This window comes from Cohnella phaseoli, from assembly GCF_003386235.1.
Taxonomy (GTDB): domain Bacteria; phylum Bacillota; class Bacilli; order Paenibacillales; family Paenibacillaceae; genus Cohnella; species Cohnella phaseoli.
In genome coordinates, this window is record NZ_QRDZ01000005.1 from 93,864 (window position 1) to 116,408 (window position 22,545).

The window sequence follows — 22,545 nt, forward strand, 5'->3', positions numbered from 1 at the left end:
CCCGAGGCGGGTTCCTTCTTTGCATTCCTAATAGAGGGGGGAGAACGGATGAGGGCGATCTCCGGCAGTTCGATTTTTCCGAAGCTGGTGCTGATCTTTATTGCCGTTACGCTGCCGCTGTTCGCGCTCAGTCTGGTGTTGAACGAGCTGGCCAAGCAGGAGGTACGGTCGCAAATTTCGGATGCGATGAGGGCCCGGCTTCATTATGAGGTCGTTGCCCTGGAGCAGGAGCTGGAGCGTATTCTAAGCGCCCAGCAGAAGGCGGTTAACGATGCGGACCTGCTCGATCTGACCGGCCAGCTCCATATTATGACCAATTATCGCAAAACGGAGACGATCAACCGCGTATCGATCAAGATTACCGATCTTAAAGAGTCGAGCGGACTGATCGCCAAAATCGGAGTTTATTTGCCCGAGCTGAACCGGGTGATCTCGACCTGGGGGGTGGAGGCCGACGACGCGGCGATCGCCCAGGTGGAAGCGATCGCCGCAGCGTATCAAGCAGGAGCTTATCCGGTTACGGAGTGGAACGGGAGATTGTTTCTCCATTTGTCGTCTCCCGGCAAAGCCGATTTTCACAATCAACCTCCCGCTTTCGTTCATCAGATCGAGCTCTCGGTCGATGCGCTCAAGGCCAGAATGAGCCGAATCGCCGATAAGGGCAGCTCGGCGCTGTATGGCGAGGGCTGGACGATCGTCAGCGACGGGCGGGAGGCGGTCGCGGCCGGAATCGGAGCGGCTTGGCTTCCCGGCGCTTCGGAGAACGAGGCGATCCAGACGGTTAATGCGGACGGAACGTCATATTTGGCCTTTTACGAGAAATCCCCGCTGCTGGAGTCCGTGCTGGCCGTCTATATTCCCGAGGATGTCGTATTCGGCAAGCTGAAATCGTATCGCAACTGGTTCTGGCTGCTCGTCGTCTGCTCACTCGTCATGATCGTCGTATTTTCCTATGGCATTTTTCAATTGATTCAACGTCCGCTCTCTCTGCTCGTCAGGCAATTCAGGAACGTGGAGGAGGGCAACTTTAACACGGCCTTGAAGCTGAATCGGGATCGAAAGGATGAGTTCGGCTACTTGTTCCAGCGCTTCGGCAAAACGGTACAGCGGCTGAAGCAGCTAATCGACGAATTGTACGTGCAGAAGATTCGTTCGCAGCAGTCGGAGCTGAAGCAGCTTCAGGCGCAGATCGCGCCGCATTTCCTGTATAACAGCTTTTTTACGCTGAATCAGCTGATCAAGTCCTACGACATCGACAAAGCCGAGCAGGTATCGAAAAACCTCGGCGCCTATTTTCAATACGTCACGCGCAACGGAGAAGGGGAGGTCCCGCTCGGCTCCGAAGCGGATCACGTCCGGGCTTATATGGAAATTCAGGGCATGCGCTTCTCCAACCGGATCGAGGTGAAGATGGAGGAGCTGTCGGACAAGCTCAGGGCGATTGCCGTACCGCGCCTCATTTTGCAGCCGATTGTCGAGAATGTCTACCATCACGGGTTAAGAGACATCATAGGCGAGGGCCGCTTGTCCGTTTCCTTCCTGGAAAGGGACGGGCTGCTGCGTATAGAGGTGCGGGACAACGGCAAGGGACTTCCGCCCGGCGAACTGGAGGAGCTGCGCCGAAGACTGGACGCGACCGCAGACGAAGGGGAGACGACCGGAATCGTTAACGTTCATCGCCGTCTTCGCCTTAGATACGGCCCTTCGGGGGGCGTATCCGTTCAAAGCGCAGAGCCGTCCGGACTGCTCGTTACGCTGACTATTCCGATAGAGGGGGAATGAAGCTATGTATCGCGTACTTATCGTCGACGACGAGCCGATTATCGTAAACGGCATCTATCAGATTTTGCAGCAGGCGATGCATTTGGAGCTGGAGCTGTACCGGGCCTATCATGCCTATGAGGCGCTGGAGAGACTGGAGCGGACAAGAATCGATCTGGTCGTGTCGGACATTCGCATGCCCGGAATGGACGGCATTGAGCTGCAGGAAAAAATTTTGGCGAGATGTCCCTGGTGCAAAATTGTGTTTCTAACCGGCTACAACGAATTCGATTATATGCAGAGGGCGCTGCGCAACGGGGGAATCGTGGACTATCTGCTGAAAAACGAAGACGACGAGTTGATCGTCCAAGCCGTCGAAAAAGCGCTTCGCCAGATCGAGCAGCAGGAGAGAGCGGTGGAGCGGGTACGAAGAGCGGACGCGAAGCATCAAAGCGCCTTGGAGGTGCTGCGGCACAGCGCGCTGCTGGACGGCGGGGAAAGAGACGCCGAGACTCGGCGCACAAGGTTCGCGGAGGCGGAAATTCCCCTTTCGGCCGACCGTTCCGTATGGGTTATGGCGCTGCGTTACGATAGCGAGCTGGAGGAGCGGGGAAGGGAGCCGCTCGAATATGCATGCAGCAATATATTCGGCGAGTTTCTTCAGCCGACGTGCGCGTACGTATCCGTTCAGCCGGAGCCGGGTTATAACATATGGGCGGTTCAGCCCCGCTCGCATACGGCGGAGGACGAATCGTCCGAAGAAGCGGAGAAGGCATGGGACAACCTGGTATCCAGAATGCCAAGCATTGCCGAGGCGGCGCAGGAAGCGTGCCGGGAATGGCTGAAGCTGCCGGTCTCGTTGGCGTTGGGCGGCCGAGTGTGCGATTGGGGCGACTTCGGCGAAGAGGCGCGCCGGCTGTGCGATTGGCTGAAGCGTTCCTCTTCCTGCGGGAGTGAGCTGTTCCTACAAGGGGAGGCAGAGCCGTCCGAATCGGACGGCGATTCGATGCCGAGAATGATCCGCGTCGTGCACGAATACGTTGCCGCCAATTTGGACGGGGAGCTGTCGCTTACCCGGTTGGCGGAGCTTGTCCATCATAGCCCGACCTATCTGTCCAGAACGTACAGAAGGCTGAGCGGAGCGACTTTATTCGAATATATCGCGGATCGCAGAATGAACGAGGCGAAGCGGCTGCTTGCCGACGGAAAGCTGAAAATCCACGAAATCGCGGCGGCCGTCGGCTATGAATCGGCTCCGCATTTCACGCGGTTCTTTAAGAAGCAATTCGGACTTACGCCGCAGGAATACCGCGACAGGGGCGGCGACAAGTAGGCAACGAAAAGCAAAGAAAGGCAACAGATGCGCGTAGTGGGAGCTCCCCATGCCCCGATATAATGAGGGCGTAACCACATTTTCAGTCAGGGGGAAGAGCAATGAAAGCGTATAATCGTAAAATCGTCGTGACACTGATCGCAGCTATGCTGACAATGTCGCTCGCGGCTTGCAGCTCGTCGAAGGAAAACGGAGGGGCGGCAAGCTCCGCCGCTCCAAGCGCCTCGGAGTCGGCCTCGGTCGAGCCGTCGCCGGCGGAGGAGGCAGCCGATCCGATGGGCAGGTTCGATCCGCCGATCGAGGTGACCGCCGTTCGTTCCGTTGCGACGACGATGAAGTTCGAGAACGGAGACACGATCGACAACAACGCCTGGACAAAGCTGTACGAGAAGGAGCTCGGGATCAAGCTCAAATATTTGTGGGCTGTCGATCCGAGCCAGTACGAACAGAAGCTGAACGTAATGATGACGACCGGGAAGCTGCCGGACATTATGCCGGTATCCGGCGCCAAGATGAAGCAGCTATACGATGCCGGGCAGCTTGAAGATCTGGCGGAAGCGCTGGAGAAATACGGCTCGGAGAGAACGAAGGAGCTGCTGAGCAAGGACGGCGGCGAAGGCTTGAATTCGGCGACGTTCAAAGGCCAACTTGTCGGCCTGCCGCTCAACCCGGGCTCGACGGATACGGCTCCCCTTCTGTGGCTGAGGGCCGATTGGTTGAAGAAGCTGAACCTGCCGGAGCCGAAGACGATGGACGACGCGCTGGCGATTGCCGAAGCGTTCGCCAAACAGGACCCGGACGGCAACAGCAAGAACGATACTTACGGATTGGGCATCGCCAAGGAATTGTACGGCTTCTTCGCCGGGCTCGAAGGCTTCTCGAACGGCTACGGCGCCTATCCGGGCATTTGGGTGAAGGACGCCTCCGGAGCCTTGGGATACGGAAGCATCCAGCCGGAGATGAAGACGGTGCTGGCCAACCTGCAGAAGCTGTACGCCGCAGGCGGCGTCGACCAGGAATACGGGGTCAAAAATGCGGACGTGCTCATTCAGGACGTCAACTCAGGCAAGCTGGGCATGCTCTACGGCGCGCACTATATGCCGCTGCTGTTCCAGGAAGGCAAAAACAAGGACCCGAACTTCGACTTGCGGCCTTATCGGCTTCCATCGGCAAGCGGAGAGGCAGCCAAGCCGCAAACCGCCTTCAGCGTCGCCGAATATTACGTCGTGCGCAAGGGCGCCGAGCATCCGGAAGCGCTCGTCAAGCTACTCAACGCTTTTAATACCGTCTGGCCGAAGGAGCAGTATCCGGCGGAGGAGATCGGCGTCAACGGCGCGGTCGAGAAGTGGCAGTACGCGCTTGTGCGCGGCTCGAATCCGACGGCCAACTTGGACAACTTCGAGATATTGAAGCAGGCGCTGGAAAAGGATGACGAGAGCGTACTCGACAAGACGACCGGACAGCCGTTCATTTTCAAGACAATTAAAGACTATCAGGCGGGGGACAATCTCGGCTGGGGATACTCGCTTGTGTTCGGTCCCGGCGGCTCCCAAGAGCTGCTGGCGGATTACAACCGGAACAACGGCTTTAAGCCGAACGAGTTTCTGTCCGCTCCGACCGAGGTGATGTCCCAGAAGCTGGCTTCGCTGAACAAGCTGGAGCTGGAGGCGTTCACGAAGATCATCATGGGCTCGGCGCCGATCGACTCCTTCGACGAGTTCGTCGCGAACTGGAAGAAGCTCGGAGGAGACGTCATTACCCAGGAGGTGGCGGCCTGGGCGGCTAGCAGGTGAAGCCGATGAAAGCTATGAAAGCGCTGCGGGAGCTTCCGCTCCACCTGATGCTGCTGCCGGGAGCGCTGATCGTCTTCGTCTATTGCTACGTGCCGATGGTCGGCGTAACGATCGCCTTCCAGCAATTCGTTCCGGTCAAAGGGCTGTTCGGCTCGGAGTGGATCGGTCTGGACAACTTTCGCTACGTGCTGAATATGCCCGATATCGGGAGAGTCGTCTGGAACACGCTGTTCATCTCGGTCATGAAGATCGTCGCGGGCTTGACCGTTCCGATCGCCATTGCCATATTGCTGAACGAGGTGCGGCTCCAATTTTTCAAGAAAACGTTCCAGACCCTCGTCTACCTGCCGCACTTCCTGTCGTGGATTATCATCAGCGGCATTTTGATTGATATTTTGTCTCCGTCGGAGGGGGTTGTCAACCGGATCGTGCAGGCGCTGGGAGGCCGGTCCGTCTTCTTCCTCGGCGACAACGGCTGGTTTCCGTTTACGCTGGTTGCCTCGGACGTATGGAAGGAATTCGGCTTCAGCACGATCGTCTACCTGGCGGCGATTACCGGCATCAATCCGTCTTTGTACGAGGCTGCGGTTATGGACGGGGCCGGCCGCTGGAAGCAGATGCGGCACGTCACGCTGCCGGGCATGCTGCCGGTTATCGTTCTGCTGGCGACGCTGAGTCTCGGCAACGTGCTGAACGCGGGCTTCGAGCAGGTGTTTAATCTGTACAGCCCGTCGGTGTACGAGAGCGGCGATATTCTCGATACGCTCATCTACCGGATCGGCATTCTGGACGCCCAATTCGGCGTGGCGACGGCGATTGGTCTGCTGAAGTCGTTCGTATCGCTGATTCTGATTTCATTGTCTTACTTCCTGGCCTACAGGCTGGCCAATTACCGAATATTCTGATCCGAGGGGGAGAGCCATGCATACAAACAAGTCGCTTGGCGGCATTGCTTTTACGGCCGCGAACTACGGCTTTCTGCTCCTCGTCTCCGTCGCCTGTCTGCTTCCGCTTGTGCATGTGTTCGCGGTGTCGCTCAGCTCGAGTACGGCGGCCTCGGCGGGTCTGGTCGGAATTTGGCCGGTCGAGGCGACTCTGGCTTCCTATGATTATATTTTGCACAAGCCGGAGTTTCTGCGCGCATTCGGCGTTTCGTTGGAGCGGGCGGCGCTCGGCTTCGCCCTGAATATGACGCTGACGGTGCTATGCGCCTATCCGCTGTCGAAGCAGACGAAAGATTTCCGGCTCCGCACCGCGTACGCGTGGTATTTCGTGGCGACGATTTTGTTTAGCGGCGGATTGATTCCCTGGTTTCTGACGATCAACGCCACAGGACTTGTGGACACGGTCTGGGGGCTGGTCGTTCCGGGGGCCGTGCCGGTGTTCAACGTCATATTGATGCTGAATTTCTTCCGCGGGCTGCCCGGGGAGATCGAGGAATCCGCCTTTATGGATGGAGCCGGTTACTTCACTGTCCTGTGGAGAATCGTCGTTCCGCTGTCCATGCCGGTTATCGCGACGGTGGCGCTGTTCACGCTTGTCGGACATTGGAACGCTTGGTTCGACGGTCTCATCCTGATGAATTTTCCGGAGAAATATCCGCTGTCGACCTACCTGCAGCTGATGGTCATCAACAGCAACCCGCTAGCGCTCAGCGGCCTGAGCTTGTCCGAGCTGTCGGAGATTTCGCAGCGCACGACGCGAGCGGCGCAAATTTTCGTCGGGGCTTTGCCGATTCTGCTCGTGTATCCGTTCTTGCAAAGGTTTTTCGTGAAAGGCATCGTGCTTGGAAGCGTAAAAGCGTAATTCCTTAATTCGATTGAGGAGGCTGCAAAATGGAAAACAAACGAAGCAACAGCAAGGGACGAATGAAGCTATGGAGCGCGGCGATGGCGGCTTTGCTGGCATTGGTGCCCGTCGGACAGGCGTCCGCCTCTTCGGCGGCGTTCCCGATCGGAATTTTCTTTCCACCGTCCCAGGAGCATACGACCTCTGCCGCCTATGCGGATATTGCCGCGATGAACGCCAATGTCGTCATCGGCGCAGCGGTTATCGTTACGCCGGAGCATAATGCCGCGGCGCTCGACTTGGCGGAGGAGAACGGACTCGAAATTTTGGCGACCGACTTCCGGCTCCATTGGACGGATCGCCATGTCGCGCAGAACGTGAACGGCGGCGGTTATTTCGTCAGCAGCGGCAATCGGCTCGGTCAGACGTTCAAGTCGCCGACGACGGGCACGGCCTGGTACATCACATCCGTAAAGCTCAATATCGACAAGGATTATTGGCCAGAAGGGGTGACGTTGACGTTAAACGTGTATGACAGTCCCGCCAAAAACACGCTGCTCGGAGGCGCTTCGATCACCGGCCGTCCGGATACGTATTTCCCGACGTTTTCGTTCAGTAGGCCGGTTCAGACCGATCAGTCGTATTATATGGAACTGACCAGCGACAGCACGATCGCAATCGGCTGGGTGGCGACGAGCACGGGCGACGCCTATGCGGACGGTTCGGCTTATCAGGAAGGAATCGCGACGGGAAGGGACCTGTGGTTCGACGTTTCCTTCGCGCAGGAAGCCTATAATGACGGTAATCGGCCTACAGACGCCATTGTCGATACCGTTGCGGATGCGTACAAGAGCCATCCTGCGCTGCTGGGCTATCATCTGTACGACGAGCCGGGCTCGGGGCTGATGGGGCGGATCGAAGCGGTACGGGACCGGTTCAGGGCGCAGGACCCGGGAAGCATGACGTTCGTAAACCTGTTCCCGGTCAATGCGACGCAGGAGCAATGGGGAGTGCTCGATTATTCCGGGGATTTCGTCAGAACGAATCGCAGTCTCGGGCAGACGTTCCGGACCTCGCCGGGACAGACCTCGCTAGGGACGATCCAGCTATGGATCGATCGGCTGACCTGGAGCGCCGGAGAGTCGCTGACGCTGAAGCTGTGGAATTCTCCGGCAAAGCAGACGCTGCTTGGCTCAAGCACGCTGGCTTCATCCGCCGACAACTTCCCGGTTTTTACGATAAACGCGACGGTCGCGCCGTCGACGGAGTATTACTGGGAGCTGACGCATGGAGGCGGGGGAGACGGCTCCGTCGGCTGGGTGGTGCAAGCTCATGCCGACAAGGACTGGACATCGTCCGGCACAGGCTACGCCAACGGACTGCCGAGCGGCGGGGATTACTGGTTTGTCGTCGATCAGCAGCTCGTCGGGGGCTCTTACGAGGATTATGTCTATCGGTGGGCGAGTAAAAAGCCCGACGTTCTCGCGTTCGACCACTATCCCTTCCTGTACGACGGAGGCTTCCGGAACGATTATTATACGAATCTGGAGGTCATTCGCAGCCAAGGGCTGAAGGCGGGAGTCGATTTCTGGTCGTACATGCAGTCGGTTGGCATTACGGGGCAATTAAGACAGCCGACGCAGGCGGAGATGAGCTATCAAATCTATACGAATCTGGCCTACGGGGCCAAGGGCGTTCTTTACTTTACCTACTTCACTCCGGGCATCGAAGCGAGCGGAGCGCCGTTCTTCGGCGGATTGATTTTGCCTGACGGAACAAAGAATGTCACCTACGGTTATGCGCAAGGGCTGAACGCGGAGCTGCTGAAGCTCGGGACAACGCTTACCGGGCTTACTTCCCAGGAGGTTTACCACACCGGGACATTGCCGCCTTCGACGCAGGCGCTGCCCTCCGGCTTCTTCTGGCAGCTTGCGGACTCGTCGAAGCCGGCGGTCGTGGGCTACTTCAAGGACGATGCCGGGCGCAAATACGTTATGGTCGTCAACCGAGATTACGAGAACGGAAGAACGTTGAGCTTCTCGTTGCCCGGTAAACCGTCTGCAGTGACGGAGGTGTCCAAGTCGACGGGGCTGGAGATCGCCACCGATTACAATTCGGCAACGGGAACGCTTTCCGCTTCCTTCGCCGCGGGAGAGGGCAGGCTGTTCGCGCTGCCTTCGGGGTATTGAGCTTGCAATAGATAAGGCGGTGCGGGGAATTTGTATCCCCGCACCGCCTTATAGCGTTTACAGCAGCAGCTTCTTGATTTCCGCGTCCGGCTCTATCCCCAGATCGGTGCGCAGCATAGCTTCCAATTGCCGATATTGCCTGAGAGCGTCGTTTTTGCGGCCCAGCTCGAGGAAAATGCGGATCATTTCGCCATGGACATCCTCCCGTATGGCGTCCAGCTTCAAAATTTCGCCATAGCCGTTCAGCGCCTGAAGAAGCTGACCGCGCTGGCGGTAATGGCGAGCCTGCAGCTCCAAGAGCTCGGTGTATTGCCGTTCGAGGCTGAGAGCGTACTCGCTGGCCCAATCGTATGCTTTGCCCCTAAGGAGAGGTCCGGCGTACAGCGCTTCGGCTCGCTTAAGCAGCGGCGTGTTCCGTTCCGGATCGCGCCTAATCTCCTTCAGCAGATGCTCGAACTCGTACAGATCGCAGTAAAGCTCGTCCGTATTGATCCGAATTTCGTTGCCCGTTACGGTGATTTCGCTTTTATGTTCGGTCGTATTGATCGCCTTCCGAACGTAATAGAGAGTGGAATTGAGGTTTTTCCATGCTTTATCGGGCACAAGTCCGTTCCACAACGTATCGATAATTTCCTCTCTAATCACGACGCGCTTGCAGAGCAGAAAAGCGAATAGCTCTTCGGTTTTCGGACTCCGCAACTTAACGGCTTCTCTTGCGCCTTCGGCGGTCCGAAGATTCAAATTCATTCCGTTGAACAGGAATACCTCGAGCGAAGGCTTTGCCGCCGCAGTCGCCTGATTCTCCGTTCCGATCCTCTTCATCGTGACGTCGAGCCTCTCCGCGGTGATCGGCTTCATGATGTAATCCAGGGCGTTCAGCTCGAAGGCGCGAACCGCGTACGTGTCATATCCGGTGACAAAAACGATTTTAGTCGTCTCACGAGTGTCAGTCAGCAGCTTCGACAATTGCATACCGTTGACGTCGGGCATGGAAATGTCCAGAAAAGCAACGTCGACGGGATGCGCTTTGGCATATTCGTACGCTTCCAACGAGTCCAAAAACATGATGGCTTCGCTTGGCTCGTCGCGCTCGGACAAGATACGCATCAAGCGCATCGCCGCGAGTTCCTCATCATCTACAACCATGATCCGCAGCATACGTCAGCTTCCTTTCGCAATCGCATTTTCTCCCGGCAGTACAATTTCGATTCGCGTGCCTGCGCCTTCCCGGCTTTCAATCCTCATATCCGTACCGTATAGAAGGCGCAAGCGCTGGCCGATGTTCCACAGTCCGATGCCCTTTGCCGCCGAATTCGGGTTCAGCACGTGATGCAGCTTCTGCGGACTCATTCCGCAGCCGTTGTCCTCTATCCGCAAAGTAACTCCATTTCCGACGCTTCCCTTAACGAACAGACTCACAACGCCGCCCTTGGAGTTGGACATGACGCCATGCCGAATTGCATTTTCCACCAGCGGTTGAATCATAAGAGGAGGAATCAGCAGGTTCGGATCGGCATCCACTTCGTATTCTACACGCAGCCTGGCGCCGAACCGGGCCTGCTCAATCCCGACATAAGCCCGGACCAATGCCAGTTCGTCGTTTAGCGTCGTCATCGTGTCCAGATGCTTGAAATCAAAGCTGCTGCGCAAGTAACGCGACAATTGCAACGTAACCTCCTCCGCCTGCCTGGGATTGGTCATACATAGCTCGGCGACCGCGGTCAGGGCGTTATACAGGAAGTGGGGCTTGATCTGGGAACGCAAAAAGGCGATTTCCGCATCTCTGGCCAGCTTTACAGACGATTTCAGCTTCGACAGGCTTCTAACCCGGGCCATCAGCTCTTCGGACTCGAACGGCTTGGCGACAAAATCGTTGGCCCCCAGCTCCATGGCCAGACGAATATCCTCGCTTCGGCTTCTTGCCGTCAGCATCAGGACGGGGAGCTCGAAGGGAGAAAAGCGTTCGCGGATGCGTCGCAGCACCTCGAAGCCCGATAGATCCGGCATTGCGATATCCAGCACGACGAGGTAAAACTCCTGTCGGGAAAAGACGGTCCGCAGCGCCATCTCTCCGCGATTGACGGCGACTGCCGTTTGATTTTCCAGCTTAAACAGGTTGATCATGCTTTGCAGATTCAGCGCATTGTCGTCCACGATCAGAATGGACTCCTTGCTTTCTCCCTCGATATATAGAGGATATTCCTGATGAGCTAGATCGCCGCCGGAAAAAGGAGACTTGTCCGCAGGCAGCACCGCTCCCGATTTGGTTGATTTGCCGGGGGCGACGGGCAAGGTGAAGGTGAACGTTGCGCCGTGTCCGGGAGTCGAGCGGACGCCGATGCGGCCTCCGTGCAGCTCGACAAGCCGTTTCGTAATGCTTAATCCGAGCCCCGTTCCAGCATACTGGGGCGCACCCGCATGCTCTCCTTGCTCGTAATCCAGAAAAATCCGTTCCAACATATGGGGTTCGATGCCGATTCCGGTATCGCTGACGCGAATCTCAACCCATTCTCCGGCAACCGCCGCGTTTACCTCGACAGTTCCCCGATCGCAAAACTTGACGGCATTGCCGATCAGATTATGTAAAATTTGCGTAAGCCGAATGCCGTCAGCGTGAACGAGGGGGAGGTCGTCCGGCACGCGATTGACAAGCGTCGTACTTCTTCCCTCCAGCAGGAATTGATGGATGCGCATGACCGATTCGACGTAAGCATTCAGAATCAGACGGCTTTTGTTCAGCTTCAAATCCCCATGCTTCAGCTTGGAGTAGTCGAGCAGCTCATTGACGAGATGAGTCAACCGTCGACCGCTGCCAACGACAAGCGACAGGTTCTGCGCCTGTTCGCCGTTGACCGAGCCGCTTACTCCTTTAAGCAAAGTTTCGGATATGTTGACGATGGCGTTCAGCGGCGTTCTCAGCTCGTGAGAGGTGTTGGACAGAAAGTCGTCTTTGATTTTGTCCAAGCGCAGCAACTGATCCTTCATTTCATTAATCGTATGGTACGCCTCGAAAAAACGCAGGACGATGAGAAGCAGCATGCCCAGGTTAAAGGCGATAATGCAGAACTGACTGAATTGAAGGGACGAACTAACACTGAGTGCAAACAAAATCGTATCGATAGAGTACAGGTTCATCGGCAAAATCGCCATGCACAGCAGAAAATACTTCCAACGCTGACCTTCCTTCTGACGGATATAAAGATAAGAAGCTCTGATGAAAAGCCAGATTAGCAGCAGCTGGTACATAATGACGATGTAGTATTGAATGGGCGTGTAGGCGCTGATAGGGAGAAACACGATTAAAATTGCGAAAGTTCCCAGCACAAGCGTAACGGCCAGCGTTAGTCTAAATGAAATGATGCTCTTCTGCAGGTGGTAAAAGGCCAAGGCTACGGACATGCAGGTGAGAACCGATGCTACATCTTTGATTTTGTACAGCATCGCGAATGAGACATCCGGAATTAACAGCAGCAGCGAGCGTTCTCCCATCAGACTGTGGTAGATTCCGGCCGATGCGCACAGAAGCGCAAGCATCAGCAAGGAATAATCCTTCCTGCTGTACATCGCCGCTGCAATGAAACAGATCACATAAATCAGCGCCAACGTTCCAAGAATCGCCATAATGGCGATTTCTCGTGCGATCGTATTCCGCTGAATCGAGATCAGCGTCTCGTCCTTCCCGAACAGAAGGGGAACGACAAAGCCGGAATTGATGTAATCGTAGTTGGCGGCTTGCACCACAATCTCGACATCGCCGCCTTCGCTATAGAAGTTGTTCAGCTTGGGCCGGTTGCCGGGTTCGTAAGCGCTGTCTCCTCCGTCCGGCAGGCCGTCCGTCAGAAGCTCCTCGCCGTTCACGTAAATCCGGCTCGAGAATCGGATGTTCGATTTCTTCAGGGCGTAAATTCCGGGTGTTTGAAGGTCGGTTAGCACCATTCGGTAGGTTGCTTCGCCGTATGCGGGCAGCTTTATGCCGTTCACGACTTGTCCGTTCCAGGAAGAGGGGACCGACATATAAACGGCGCTGCCGGTTAACGCTTCCCCTTGCTTGCGAAAGTCTTCGGGAGATAAAAGCTGATTCCAATAAAACTCCCATTCGCCGTCCAGCTTGACCGAACCCTGATCGGGACTCCAATTTTTCAAGCTCATTGTTCCGCCGCGCACTTGCGGGGAAGCTTCCGAGCCGCCCCCGTTTCCCATCAGCGAGAGAAACAGGAGCGAGACGAGCACCAGGCTGATTACGCCGATTGCCGCCGCTCTGCTCAGCGGTGTTTTTCCGGGCAATGTCGCTTCCCCCTTCCCATGTCATTTTATCCTATCAGTTTATCCTATTGGAATAAACAGATTGTAAACAAGGGGGGAATAGCCGGATGGAGTGTCGTACGCTGTCGGGATCACTTGATTTTAACGATTACCTTGCCTTTGGCGCTACCGCTTTCCAGGTAATGAAGCGCCTGTCCGGCATCCTTCAAATGGAACACTTTATCGATAACGGGCTTAATATGCCCTTGTTCAATAAGCTCTTTAATAATCCGCAATTGCGCCCCGCTCGACTTCATAAACAGAAAATGGTACTTCGTACGGGTTTTCTTCTCCAGCGCAGCGAGCTTGCGGCTTACGAGGGACAAGACGGCCGTTTTCATCCAACCCAATTGGGCTTCTCTTCCGAATCTGGCGTTCGGCATGCCGGAGACGGAGACGATTTGTCCGCCCGGCTTCAGGATGCGGAATGATTTTTCCAAGGCTGTCCCGCCTAAAGTGTCAAAAACAGCGTCATACCCGGTAAGCTTCTCCTCGAAATTTTCTTTACGATAATTAATAATCAGATCGGCACCCATTGATTTGACCAAATCATAGCCTTTATCGCTGGCCGTCGTAGCGACAAAAGCGCCCATCCATTTCGCCAATTGAATAGCGAAGGTGCCTACGCCTCCCGAACCGGCGTGAATCAAAATTTTCTGACCCTTTTGCAGCTTTAGAATATCGGAAAAGGCTTGGTAAGTTGTAAGTCCGACCAACGGGATCGAGGCCGCTTCTTCAAAGCTTAGATTGTGCGGCTTCAGCGAAATGTCGTCCTCGTGAACGGCAATAAATTCGGCTAATGTGCCGATTCGGCTTTTGCGGGGTCTCCCGTAAACTTCGTCTCCGGGTTTGAACGCGTTCACCCGTTGGCCGACCTTGACGACAACTCCCGAGAAGTCGTTTCCCAGGATGAGAGGGAACTTATAGCTCAATAGAAGCTTCACTTTTCCTTCTTTGATTTTATAGTCGATGGGATTCAAGCTGGCTGCATGGATTTCAACGAGCACATCGTGTTCTCCGACAGCAGGCATAGGTTGTTCGGTTACAATTAATGGAACGTCTTTTCCGTATTTCTCGATGATTGCGGCTTTCATGATCCAATCACTCCTATTATGATTATTGGTTTAAACTAATGAACCAATCGTGCGAAAAAAAATCTTCTCCAAAGAGTATTTCCCGTAAGTGAGCGGGTAGTCATTGAATAGTCATTGAGCTCCGTTGCACTCGGCCTCAACGGCGGTAATTAGCGATTTGAGTTGTTCCAACGGCTTGCGTAGAGTTAATACATAATAATTTTCTACGCCTTTTTTTTCCAAAGCAATAAAACCGGACTGCTTCAACACCTTTAGATGATGGGAGACGGCCGGTCGGGACAGGTCGATGTGGCTCGAGATCGCGTTAACGTTAAGCCCCGATTTGTTTTGCGCGAGTAGCATAATAATGGCTTGACGATTCTCGTCGGTCAACACTTCGAGCAGAGGAATACACTCTTTGAACTGTTGCAGCGTGTGTTCGGTTTTCTGGCTCATATGACCACCCTTTCGTTCATTGGTTTAATCCGTTGAACATAATTATAATCATTCGCTTACAAAAATCAAGCAACAAAAGGCGTGTCAAATTGATAGTCAATTTGCACGCCTTTTGTTCATGATTCAGCAATCCATGGAGCCATGGACGGTATAAACTCGATTACGAAATAAATTCCTGAACCCATACGCCGTTGTAATAAGCGACGCCGATCGTCGTAAAGTTGGCGCTCAGGATGTTGGCGCGGTGGCCCGGGCTGTTCATCCAGGCGTTCATGACCTCTTGCGGAGTGCGCTGGCCTTTAGCGATATTTTCTCCCGCATAACGATAATTAATTCCGTATTTTTTCATCATATCGAACGGCGAGCCGTAAGTCGGCGAATTGTGGTCAAAGTAACCGTTGTTGTACATGTCTTTCGCTTTGTCCAGCGCCATCTTCGTCAATGTGGCGTTCGTGGCGGCCAGTGGCTTCAAGCCTGCTTTCGCCCGTTCTTGGTTAACGAGCGTGACAACCTGCGTCGCGAAGGCCGAGTTGGACACTTCCGAGCCCGTATTGCCGCTACCCGTATTTCCCGTATTCCCGGTATTTCCGGTGTTTCCTGTGTTACCAGAGCCAGCATTGCCGTTATTGCCTGTGTTAGGCGTCGAAGGCTTAGAGGGTTGGGACGGCTTGCTAGGATTCGTCACCTGGCCGTTGCCCGTATTGCCCGGATATTGCCCCTGCATAATTTGCTGCAGCAAAGAATTGAAATCTATGCCGAACCGTCCGGCGAGCTGCGCCAGTTGGTCTTGTGTGATGACGTTGCCTACAGGTGCTGCGGACGCCGCTCCTGCTCCTACGGGAACGGAGATCGCGAGCGCCAACGTACCCAGCATCAGAGATTTCTTCAAACCTTTTGCGTTGAACTTCATGAATCTGTTTCCTCCCTTTGGCTTGGAATATCTCAAAGTCTATCAGCCTGATCGGGCGAAAACATGCTATAAAATCTGCCATTCGAAATTATGAGAATCGCCAAACAAGCTGCGCCAAGGCGTCAACGCCAAAAATAATATTATTCTCATAAAGCCGTTCGGCAGGAGAATTCATCGAAAAAAGCGAATGTATATTCGCATATATAGGAAGGAGAATGCGAAAATGATATTGGAAACCCGCATCGTCTGGAAAGAACCTTTCAAAGCAGTGGGACAGAAGATCCGCTATAAGCCGAGTCGGGATATTGCCCCTTCGGAAAATGAAATAGCTCGATTATGGCAGCGCTTTAATCCTCGCTGCGATGAAATTCCACACAAGAATGGCGAATGTTACGGGTTATGTATCATTGAGCCGGACATGCACCCCGGCGACGCGTTCGACTATGTCGCAGCTGTCGGCGTTACCGCCTTCGCGGACATTCCGGAAGGGATGGTTGCGGACACGTTCGAGGGAGGACTGTACGCGGTAGTGACGCGAAAAGGGCCGATCGACGAGTTGGGCGCGACGTTCGATTATTATCACGGGGAATGGCTGCCGAACTCGGAGTACACCTGCAGGGCGGGGGCCGAGGTCGAGTTTTACGACAGTCGTTATTTGGGCAACGACAACCCCGAATCGGTCATGGAGCTGTGGTTTCCGATACGCAGCAAGCGGGAGCTCCCGATCGAGAACCGGGTGGCGAGCCTGTTCGTTCATGTGTCGGATCTGCGGAGAGCGGCCGAATGGTATTCGCAGTTGCTCGGACTGCCGCTTATCGAAGAGCGCCTGAACGGAGGTCCTGTGTACTGGCTCAGTCTGCCCGGCACGGGAATCGTGCTCGATTCCGATGCCTACAATCGGCAGAATCCGGACTGGCGAGAGGAGATGCAGCCGCTGTTCATGCTGGCGGTCCCGGAGATCGACGAAGCCTATGCCTATGTTGTCGAGAGAACGCAAGTATTCGGCGAAATCGAGCGGCACGGAAGTATGGCTTATTTCAACTTCGCGGATTCGGAAGGCAACTCCGTCATGGCTTGCTGGAGCGCGGACGCGGGACGCGAGGATAGGTTGAACGGGGATAGTCCCGTAGCCGCTCAAATAGCCGGGGTGTTCGTCGACGTCACCGATATGCGCCGGGCGTCCGGCTGGTATACGGATTTGCTCGGACTGCCTCTGGACGAGGAACGCGCATTGCAGGCGGTCTATTCCGTTCCGGTCGCGAAGGGAGCGGCGCTGCTTCTGGACTCGAATCGGCATGCGCAGGGGCAGAGCTTCTCGATTCGCTGCATGTTCGATACGAAGGATATTCAGACCGCTTGCGCTTATGCCGAGAAACAGGGATTTGAATTTCATAGCGGGATTGAGGACCACGGCGCCGTCGCGTTTTTCGTGCTGAAGGATCCGGACGGCAATCTGATTATGGTTTGCGAGTCGCGCGGGTAGCTTAACAGTCGATTTATCGTCTTCCTAAGTGGGAGGTCATTTTTACAGTATCCGATTGCGAACAATTTTGCATGTTCGGGCGCACCCCGATATAATTAGAGCAATAATGAGGAAATGGGGTAGCGCCGTGTCGTCATTGGACGAATTCGGCCGCATCCGCCTCTGGACGGAAGGGCGCCAGAAGGCCGATTTTCTGAGTCGCGCCGGCGTTGTGTGCGGCATTGGGGACGATGCGGCGGTCGTGGCGGGCGAAGGCTCGGGAAGCGAATGGCTCGTTGCCGCCGACGCGATGGTCGAGCAGGTTCACTTCCTCGACGAGACGATGGGGGAAGCCGATGTCGGCTTCAAGGCGCTGGCGGCCAATGTCAGCGATATTGCCGCAATGGGCGGCGAGCCGAAGTTCGCCCTCGTGTCCGTCTGCGTGCCCCCGGCCTGGAACGAGGAGCGGATGCGGCGGCTGTACGACGGATTGTACGAATGCGCCGAGCGTTATGGAGTGGCCGTCATCGGAGGGGACACGACTTCCGCGCCGCGGGATCTTGTCGTAGCCGTCACGGCCATCGGTACGGTTGAAGCCGGGCGGGCGATCCGCCGCTCCGGGGCGAGGTCGGGGCAAATCGTGTTCCTGACCGGGCCGACGGGCCTGTCCGCTGCTGGGCTACATGCGCTGCAGCGGATTGGCGCCGCGGAAGGCGCGGAGCGAGCCAGACTGGCCGACCTGCTGCCTCAACGGCTGGTGCAGGCCCATCGTCGTCCCGTTCCGTCGGTGAAGGCGGGGCGGATTTTGGCGCAGATGGGCTGGGGCGCTTCTTTGAACGATGTCAGCGACGGCGTAGCCAGCGAAGCCTGGGAGATTGCCGAGGCGTCGCAGGTTAAACTGGTGTTGAAGGAGAAGCTGCTGCCCTTGTCCGGGGAACTTACTGCTTATGCGGGGGACAACGGGCTTCGAGCAGCCGATCTGGCGCTGTTCGGAGGCGAAGACTACGTGCTGCTCGGCACTGCGGACAAGAGCTGCGAGCAGGAGATGCGGGAGCGGCTGCGGGCGGAAGGCATTCCGCTGTTCGTCATCGGCGAGGTCGAGGCGGGTCAGCCGGGCGTGGAATTGGAATCGGCCGATACCGGGCTGCGCAGGCCTTTGGCCAAGCGGGGCTACAATCATTTTTCCGAAGGGACTATGCAGACATGAATTCGAATGGAACGGGAGACCCGTCGAACCGATACGAGCTGGACATCGCCAGCGAGCGGGCCACTGCCGCCTTCGCGGAGGCGCTGGCCGAATTGGCGTTTCCCGGAGCCGTGCTTGCGTTGGACGGGGATCTGGGCGCGGGGAAGACGCATTTCGCCAAAGCCTATGCGGCAGCGCTCGGCGTTGCGGGGATCGTGAACAGCCCGACCTTTACAATTATTAAAGAATATGAAGGAACGAAGCTTCCTTTCTACCATATGGACGTCTACAGGCTGTCGCTGGAGGAAGCGGACGAGCTTGGACTGGACGAATATTTTCATGGGAACGGCGTAACGTTGGTAGAGTGGGCTTCGATTATCGAGCCGATATTGCCGCCCGAGCGGCTGCATCTTCGGCTTGAGACAACCGGCGCCGAGTCGCGGCGAATCGTCTGCCGTCCGGTAGGGCGGCCGTACGAAGCGTGGTGCGCTCGGCTTGGGCTCCGTCTGACGGAGGAAGGGGGACATTCAGCATGAAAATAGACGAGGAATTGATCGGAGACAGCGGTTCCGTCACGGTGCTTGCCTTCGATACGTCGACCGCCGCTTTCTCCGCCGCAATCGTCAGGGATGGTTCGCGCGTCGACTCTGTCGCCTCCTTCGCCGAACGCAATCATTCGGTGCGGATTTTGTCGGAGATCAAGGAGCTGCTGAGCAGGAACGGCATGACGGGCGCTGACATCGACGCGATCGTCGTAGGGCAGGGCCCGGGTTCCTATACGGGCGTGCGAATTGCGGTCACAGCTGCCAAAACGCTTGCCTGGACGTGGAGAAAACCGCTGCTCGGCGTCTCGACGCTGGAAGCGCTGGCGCTCGGAGCCTGGCGCAAGCTGCGGGAGGAAAACGAGGACATGGCGGACGATCTGGACGTCTGGATCGTGCCGATTCTGGACGCAAGGAGAGGCCAAGTCTATACTTCCCGATACGCGACCGATCATTCCGGCGGCTGGCGGACGATCGATGCCGACGCAATCCGTCTCATCGTCGAATGGGCGGAAGAGATCGAAGACGAAGGCACGGAGGATTCTCAGGTGGCGGCGATCTGGTTCGTCGGTGAGACGGAACCTCATCAGGCCGCGATCGAGGCTGCGGAGCAATCCGGAACGAGGCTGCGGACGCTTGCTTGGGATATGGACGCGACGGCGCTTGGGCTGCTCGGGGAACTGAGGTTCCGTCTGGGAGAGCGGGATGACATCCATTCGTTCGCTCCGAATTATACGCAGTTGGCCGAAGCGGAAGCGAAGCTGCTGGCAGCGTCGCAGGGAGAGTGACGAGATGGAATACCGTTTAATGAAGTTGGACGATATCGCCGCGATCGTGGAGATCGAACAGGAAGTCTTTACGGCCCCGTGGACGGCCGAAGCGTTTCGCAACGAACTGACGAACAACATGTTCGCCAAGTACATGGTGCTGGAGATGGACGGCGACGTCGCGGGCTACGGAGGGATGTGGCTCATTATTGACGAGGCCCATGTGACAAACATTGCTCTTCGGTCGCAATATCAAGGGCAAGGCTACGGCAAAGCGCTGCTGCGCGAGCTAATGAAGACGGCAAGTTACCTCGGAGCCCGGCGCATGACGCTGGAGGTGAGGGTGTCCAATGAGAGAGCTCAGTCTCTCTATCGAAAAATGGGCTTTGCTCCATCGGGAGTGCGCCCGAATTATTACTCGGACAATATGGAAGATGCGCTCATTATGTGGGCGGATCTGATTCCTGATAATAGAGGAGAGTCGGAGACGGCGGGAACGTTGGAAGGGGGAGAGGCATGAGCGCGCAATCGAACGAAGCGACGGAAGGCGGCCTGCTGCTGGCGATCGAGACAAGCTGCGACGAGACGTCCGTAGCCGTCGTGCGGGGCGGCCGCGAAGTGCTGTCTAACGTCGTCTCCAGCCAGATCGACACGCACCGGCAGTTCGGCGGAGTCGTGCCGGAGATTGCTTCGCGCAAGCATGTCGAGTCGATCACGATCATTATTGAAGAGGCGGTGCGCGAAGCGGGCATCCGTCTGGAGGATATCGACGCCGTGGCGGTTACGCAAGGCCCCGGCTTGATCGGGGCGCTGCTCGTCGGCGTTGTTGCCGCGAAGAGCTTGGCGCTGGCGCTTGACGTGCCATTGATCGGGACGCACCATATCGCTGGGCACATTTACGCGAATCGGCTTATTGGAGAGATTTTGTATCCCTCCCTCGCGCTTGTCGTCTCCGGGGGCCATACGGAGATCGTGCTGCTCGAAGCGGAAGGGAAGTTTCGCATCATCGGCAGGACGCGCGACGACGCGGTCGGGGAAGCCTACGATAAAGTCGCCAGAGCTTTGAAGTTTCCGTATCCGGGAGGGCCGCATGTCGATAAGCTGGCTCAGGAGGCGACGGAGGAAATCGTGCTGCCGCGTTCGTGGCTGGAGCCGGACTCGTACGATTTCAGCTTCAGCGGGTTGAAATCCGCCGTGCTGGCGGAAATCAACCGTTCGCGGATGAAGGGCGAATCGCCGGATTTCTCGGCGCTTGCCAGAGGGTTTCAGCAGTCGGTGATCGATGTCGTCACCGGCAAAGCGATTCGCGCGGCGAAGGAGTTCGGCGCACGCCAGATGATGCTATGCGGCGGAGTTGCGGCTAACCGCGGCTTGCGCGAACGGCTCGCCGCGCTGTGCGAGGAGGCGGACCTTCCGCTGTTAATACCGCCGCATAATCTGTGCACCGACAACGCAGCGATGATTGCCGCCGCCGCCGACCTGAAATGGCGCCACGGGCAGTTCTCGTCGCTCGATCTGAAAGCCGAAGCGGTCATGTCCTTGGAGGACTGGTCGCTATAAATCGCCATCTTCGGCAATCGTTCTTCCTCATTGCAGGAGGGCGATTGCTCGGGGATGGCTTTTTTCTTTCTCAAGGGGAGATGAGCAAGAACGGTCAAAACGGCGTGCCAGGCGGCATGTACAATAAAGTCAGAAAGGAGGAACCAACGATGGCGCATACGGATGAGGAAGCGGACGTGCTGAAGGTGGTCGAGTGGATCGAGGGCCGTCTGGCCGGGGAGATTGTGTTGGAGGAGGCGGCTCGTCTGGTCGCGGTATCGAAGTATCATTTTCACCGCGTCTTTCACGCTCATATCGGTATTCCGTTCGCGGAATACGTTCGGCAGCGCAGATTGGCGAACGCAGCAGGGGAGCTTGCCGTTACGAATCGTCGCATACTGGATATTGCCTTCGATCATGCGTTCGAGTCTCAGGCCGCGTTTACGAGAGCGTTCAAGCGGACGTACCGAATGTCTCCAGGACGGTATCGGCGTTATTTCGGAGCGTTTATGGATAAAGGGAAACAACAACAATCGAAGGAGGATGCGAATATGAGACACGAGGAATATGCGAACGGACCAAGCGGGTGGATTCTGGCAGGCTCGGACCCAGGGGATTATGACATCGGAGTCGACGTGGCGACGGTGCATCGGGGACGGGCGTCGGGTCGGTTGCAATCTCGTACCGAACGAGCGCAGGGCTTCGCAACGATGATGCAAAGCTTTCGCGCGGAGCTGTACCGGGGCAAACGCTACGAGCTGTCCGCATTCATAAGGACCGAGGAGGTGGCGAGTTGGTGCGGATTGTGGATGCGTGTGGACGGGAAAGGCGAAGACATGCTGCAATTCGACAACATGGGCAATCGTCCGATTACGGGAAGCAACGGCTGGAGCAAGATCAGCGTCGTGCTGGATGTTTCGGAGGAGAGCGAGTCGATCTCGTTCGGCGTACTGCTCGCGGGAACGGGCAAGGTATGGATCGATAGCATCCGATTCGAAGCGGTATCGCTTGAAGTGCCAAGTACGAATCTTGAAGAGCCGATTGTGCTGCCGGATCATCCGGTCAACTTGGATTTTGAGGACATGGGGGAGTCGGCGACGGGCATGTAATCGTGTGTGGACGATGCTCCGTCTGGCGATAAAAGGCGGGGAATGGCTTTCAAATGCCCGGTTCGGGAGCTTGGAAGCCGTCCGCATGGTCGCGAAGGAGAAAACTTTGCATGGAGAAATATAAAAGCTTGCCAGATTGCGATTGTTCGTGGTATGATCCTATTTGTGTCTAAGACACATATTGTCACAGTGTGGAGCCGTGGTGTAGAGGCCTAACATGCCTGCCTGTCACGCAGGAGACCGCGGGTTCGAATCCCGTCGGCTCCGCCATGATTTTACGACTACATAGTTAACTAGCAAGGAGCAGAGCGAACTCTGCTCTTTTTTTGTATCAT

Annotated in this window: 18 protein-coding genes and 1 tRNA gene; 14 read left to right on the forward strand and 5 right to left on the reverse strand. The window is 56.3% G+C overall.

From position 1 onward, the window contains the following. Positions 1-48: 48 nt before the first annotated feature. From DFP98_RS08115 to DFP98_RS08140, 6 genes are all read left to right on the forward strand, one after another. A complete protein-coding gene (locus DFP98_RS08115; protein ID WP_116060080.1) occupies positions 49-1,782 on the forward strand; it encodes a sensor histidine kinase in 1,734 nt (577 codons plus the stop codon). A gap of 4 nt (positions 1,783-1,786) precedes the next feature. Continuing rightward, positions 1,787-3,094 (forward strand): response regulator transcription factor, encoded by a 1,308-nt coding sequence (locus DFP98_RS08120; RefSeq protein WP_116060081.1) that lies wholly within the window; start codon positions 1,787-1,789, stop codon positions 3,092-3,094. Positions 3,095-3,195: 101 nt separating this feature from the next. Beyond that, positions 3,196-4,887, forward strand: a complete 1,692-nt coding sequence (locus DFP98_RS08125; protein WP_116060082.1) for an extracellular solute-binding protein — start codon at positions 3,196-3,198, stop codon at positions 4,885-4,887. A 5-nt stretch (positions 4,888-4,892) separates the two neighbouring features. After that, positions 4,893-5,792 carry an ABC transporter permease gene (locus DFP98_RS08130; protein WP_116060280.1) on the forward strand — a complete coding sequence of 300 codons (900 nt, stop codon included), beginning with the start codon at positions 4,893-4,895 and terminating at the stop codon, positions 5,790-5,792. 16 nt (positions 5,793-5,808) lie between these two features. Next, positions 5,809-6,693, forward strand: coding sequence for a carbohydrate ABC transporter permease (locus tag DFP98_RS08135; protein ID WP_116060083.1), 885 nt, complete (start codon positions 5,809-5,811; stop codon positions 6,691-6,693). Positions 6,694-6,722: 29 nt separating this feature from the next. Continuing rightward, positions 6,723-8,864, forward strand: coding sequence for a hypothetical protein (locus DFP98_RS08140; protein ID WP_116060084.1), 2,142 nt, complete (start codon positions 6,723-6,725; stop codon positions 8,862-8,864). 57 nt (positions 8,865-8,921) lie between these two features. Here the strand turns inward: DFP98_RS08140 and DFP98_RS08145 are convergent, their stop codons facing one another. The 5 genes from DFP98_RS08145 to DFP98_RS08165 all read right to left on the reverse strand — a co-directional run bounded on the left by DFP98_RS08145 (position 8,922) and on the right by DFP98_RS08165 (position 15,605). Continuing rightward, complete coding sequence (locus DFP98_RS08145; protein WP_116060085.1) at positions 8,922-10,022, reverse strand: response regulator; 1,101 nt, start codon at positions 10,020-10,022, stop codon at positions 8,922-8,924. 3 nt (positions 10,023-10,025) lie between these two features. Beyond that, positions 10,026-13,148 carry an ATP-binding protein gene (locus tag DFP98_RS08150; protein ID WP_116060086.1) on the reverse strand — a complete coding sequence of 1,041 codons (3,123 nt, stop codon included), beginning with the start codon at positions 13,146-13,148 and terminating at the stop codon, positions 10,026-10,028. A gap of 110 nt (positions 13,149-13,258) precedes the next feature. Beyond that, positions 13,259-14,260, reverse strand: coding sequence for an NADP-dependent oxidoreductase (locus DFP98_RS08155; RefSeq protein WP_116060087.1), 1,002 nt, complete (start codon positions 14,258-14,260; stop codon positions 13,259-13,261). 111 nt (positions 14,261-14,371) lie between these two features. Then, positions 14,372-14,695 (reverse strand): ArsR/SmtB family transcription factor, encoded by a 324-nt coding sequence (locus tag DFP98_RS08160; RefSeq protein WP_116060088.1) that lies wholly within the window; start codon positions 14,693-14,695, stop codon positions 14,372-14,374. A 160-nt stretch (positions 14,696-14,855) separates the two neighbouring features. After that, positions 14,856-15,605, reverse strand: coding sequence for a CAP domain-containing protein (locus tag DFP98_RS08165; RefSeq protein WP_116060089.1), 750 nt, complete (start codon positions 15,603-15,605; stop codon positions 14,856-14,858). 223 nt (positions 15,606-15,828) lie between these two features. Here DFP98_RS08165 and DFP98_RS08170 point away from each other — a divergent pair, with 223 nt between their 5' ends. The 8 genes from DFP98_RS08170 to DFP98_RS08205 all read left to right on the forward strand — a co-directional run bounded on the left by DFP98_RS08170 (position 15,829) and on the right by DFP98_RS08205 (position 22,480). Next, positions 15,829-17,088: a GyrI-like domain-containing protein gene (locus tag DFP98_RS08170; RefSeq protein ID WP_181917563.1), complete on the forward strand. Its 1,260-nt coding sequence runs from the start codon at positions 15,829-15,831 to the stop codon at positions 17,086-17,088. Positions 17,089-17,215: 127 nt separating this feature from the next. Next, positions 17,216-18,274: a thiamine-phosphate kinase gene (gene thiL / locus DFP98_RS08175; protein ID WP_246016455.1), complete on the forward strand. Its 1,059-nt coding sequence runs from the start codon at positions 17,216-17,218 to the stop codon at positions 18,272-18,274. After that, positions 18,271-18,789 carry a tRNA (adenosine(37)-N6)-threonylcarbamoyltransferase complex ATPase subunit type 1 TsaE gene (tsaE, locus tag DFP98_RS08180; RefSeq protein ID WP_116060092.1) on the forward strand — a complete coding sequence of 173 codons (519 nt, stop codon included), beginning with the start codon at positions 18,271-18,273 and terminating at the stop codon, positions 18,787-18,789. Before thiL ends, tsaE begins: the two co-directional genes overlap by 4 nt. Next, positions 18,786-19,583, forward strand: a complete 798-nt coding sequence (gene tsaB / locus DFP98_RS08185; RefSeq protein WP_116060093.1) for a tRNA (adenosine(37)-N6)-threonylcarbamoyltransferase complex dimerization subunit type 1 TsaB — start codon at positions 18,786-18,788, stop codon at positions 19,581-19,583. The genes tsaE and tsaB overlap by 4 nt, the downstream gene beginning before the upstream one ends. A gap of 4 nt (positions 19,584-19,587) precedes the next feature. Further along, the gene (gene rimI, locus DFP98_RS08190; protein ID WP_246016456.1) at positions 19,588-20,082 is read left to right on the forward strand and encodes a ribosomal protein S18-alanine N-acetyltransferase; all 495 of its coding nucleotides are present in this window, start codon (positions 19,588-19,590) and stop codon (positions 20,080-20,082) included. Next, positions 20,079-21,122, forward strand: a complete 1,044-nt coding sequence (gene tsaD, locus DFP98_RS08195) for a tRNA (adenosine(37)-N6)-threonylcarbamoyltransferase complex transferase subunit TsaD (protein WP_116060095.1) — start codon at positions 20,079-20,081, stop codon at positions 21,120-21,122. Before rimI ends, tsaD begins: the two co-directional genes overlap by 4 nt. Positions 21,123-21,271: 149 nt before the next feature. Then, positions 21,272-22,210, forward strand: a complete 939-nt coding sequence (locus DFP98_RS08200; protein WP_116060281.1) for a helix-turn-helix transcriptional regulator — start codon at positions 21,272-21,274, stop codon at positions 22,208-22,210. Between the two features lie 193 nt (positions 22,211-22,403). Beyond that, positions 22,404-22,480 (forward strand) — tRNA-Asp (locus DFP98_RS08205). Positions 22,481-22,545 lie beyond the last annotated feature (65 nt).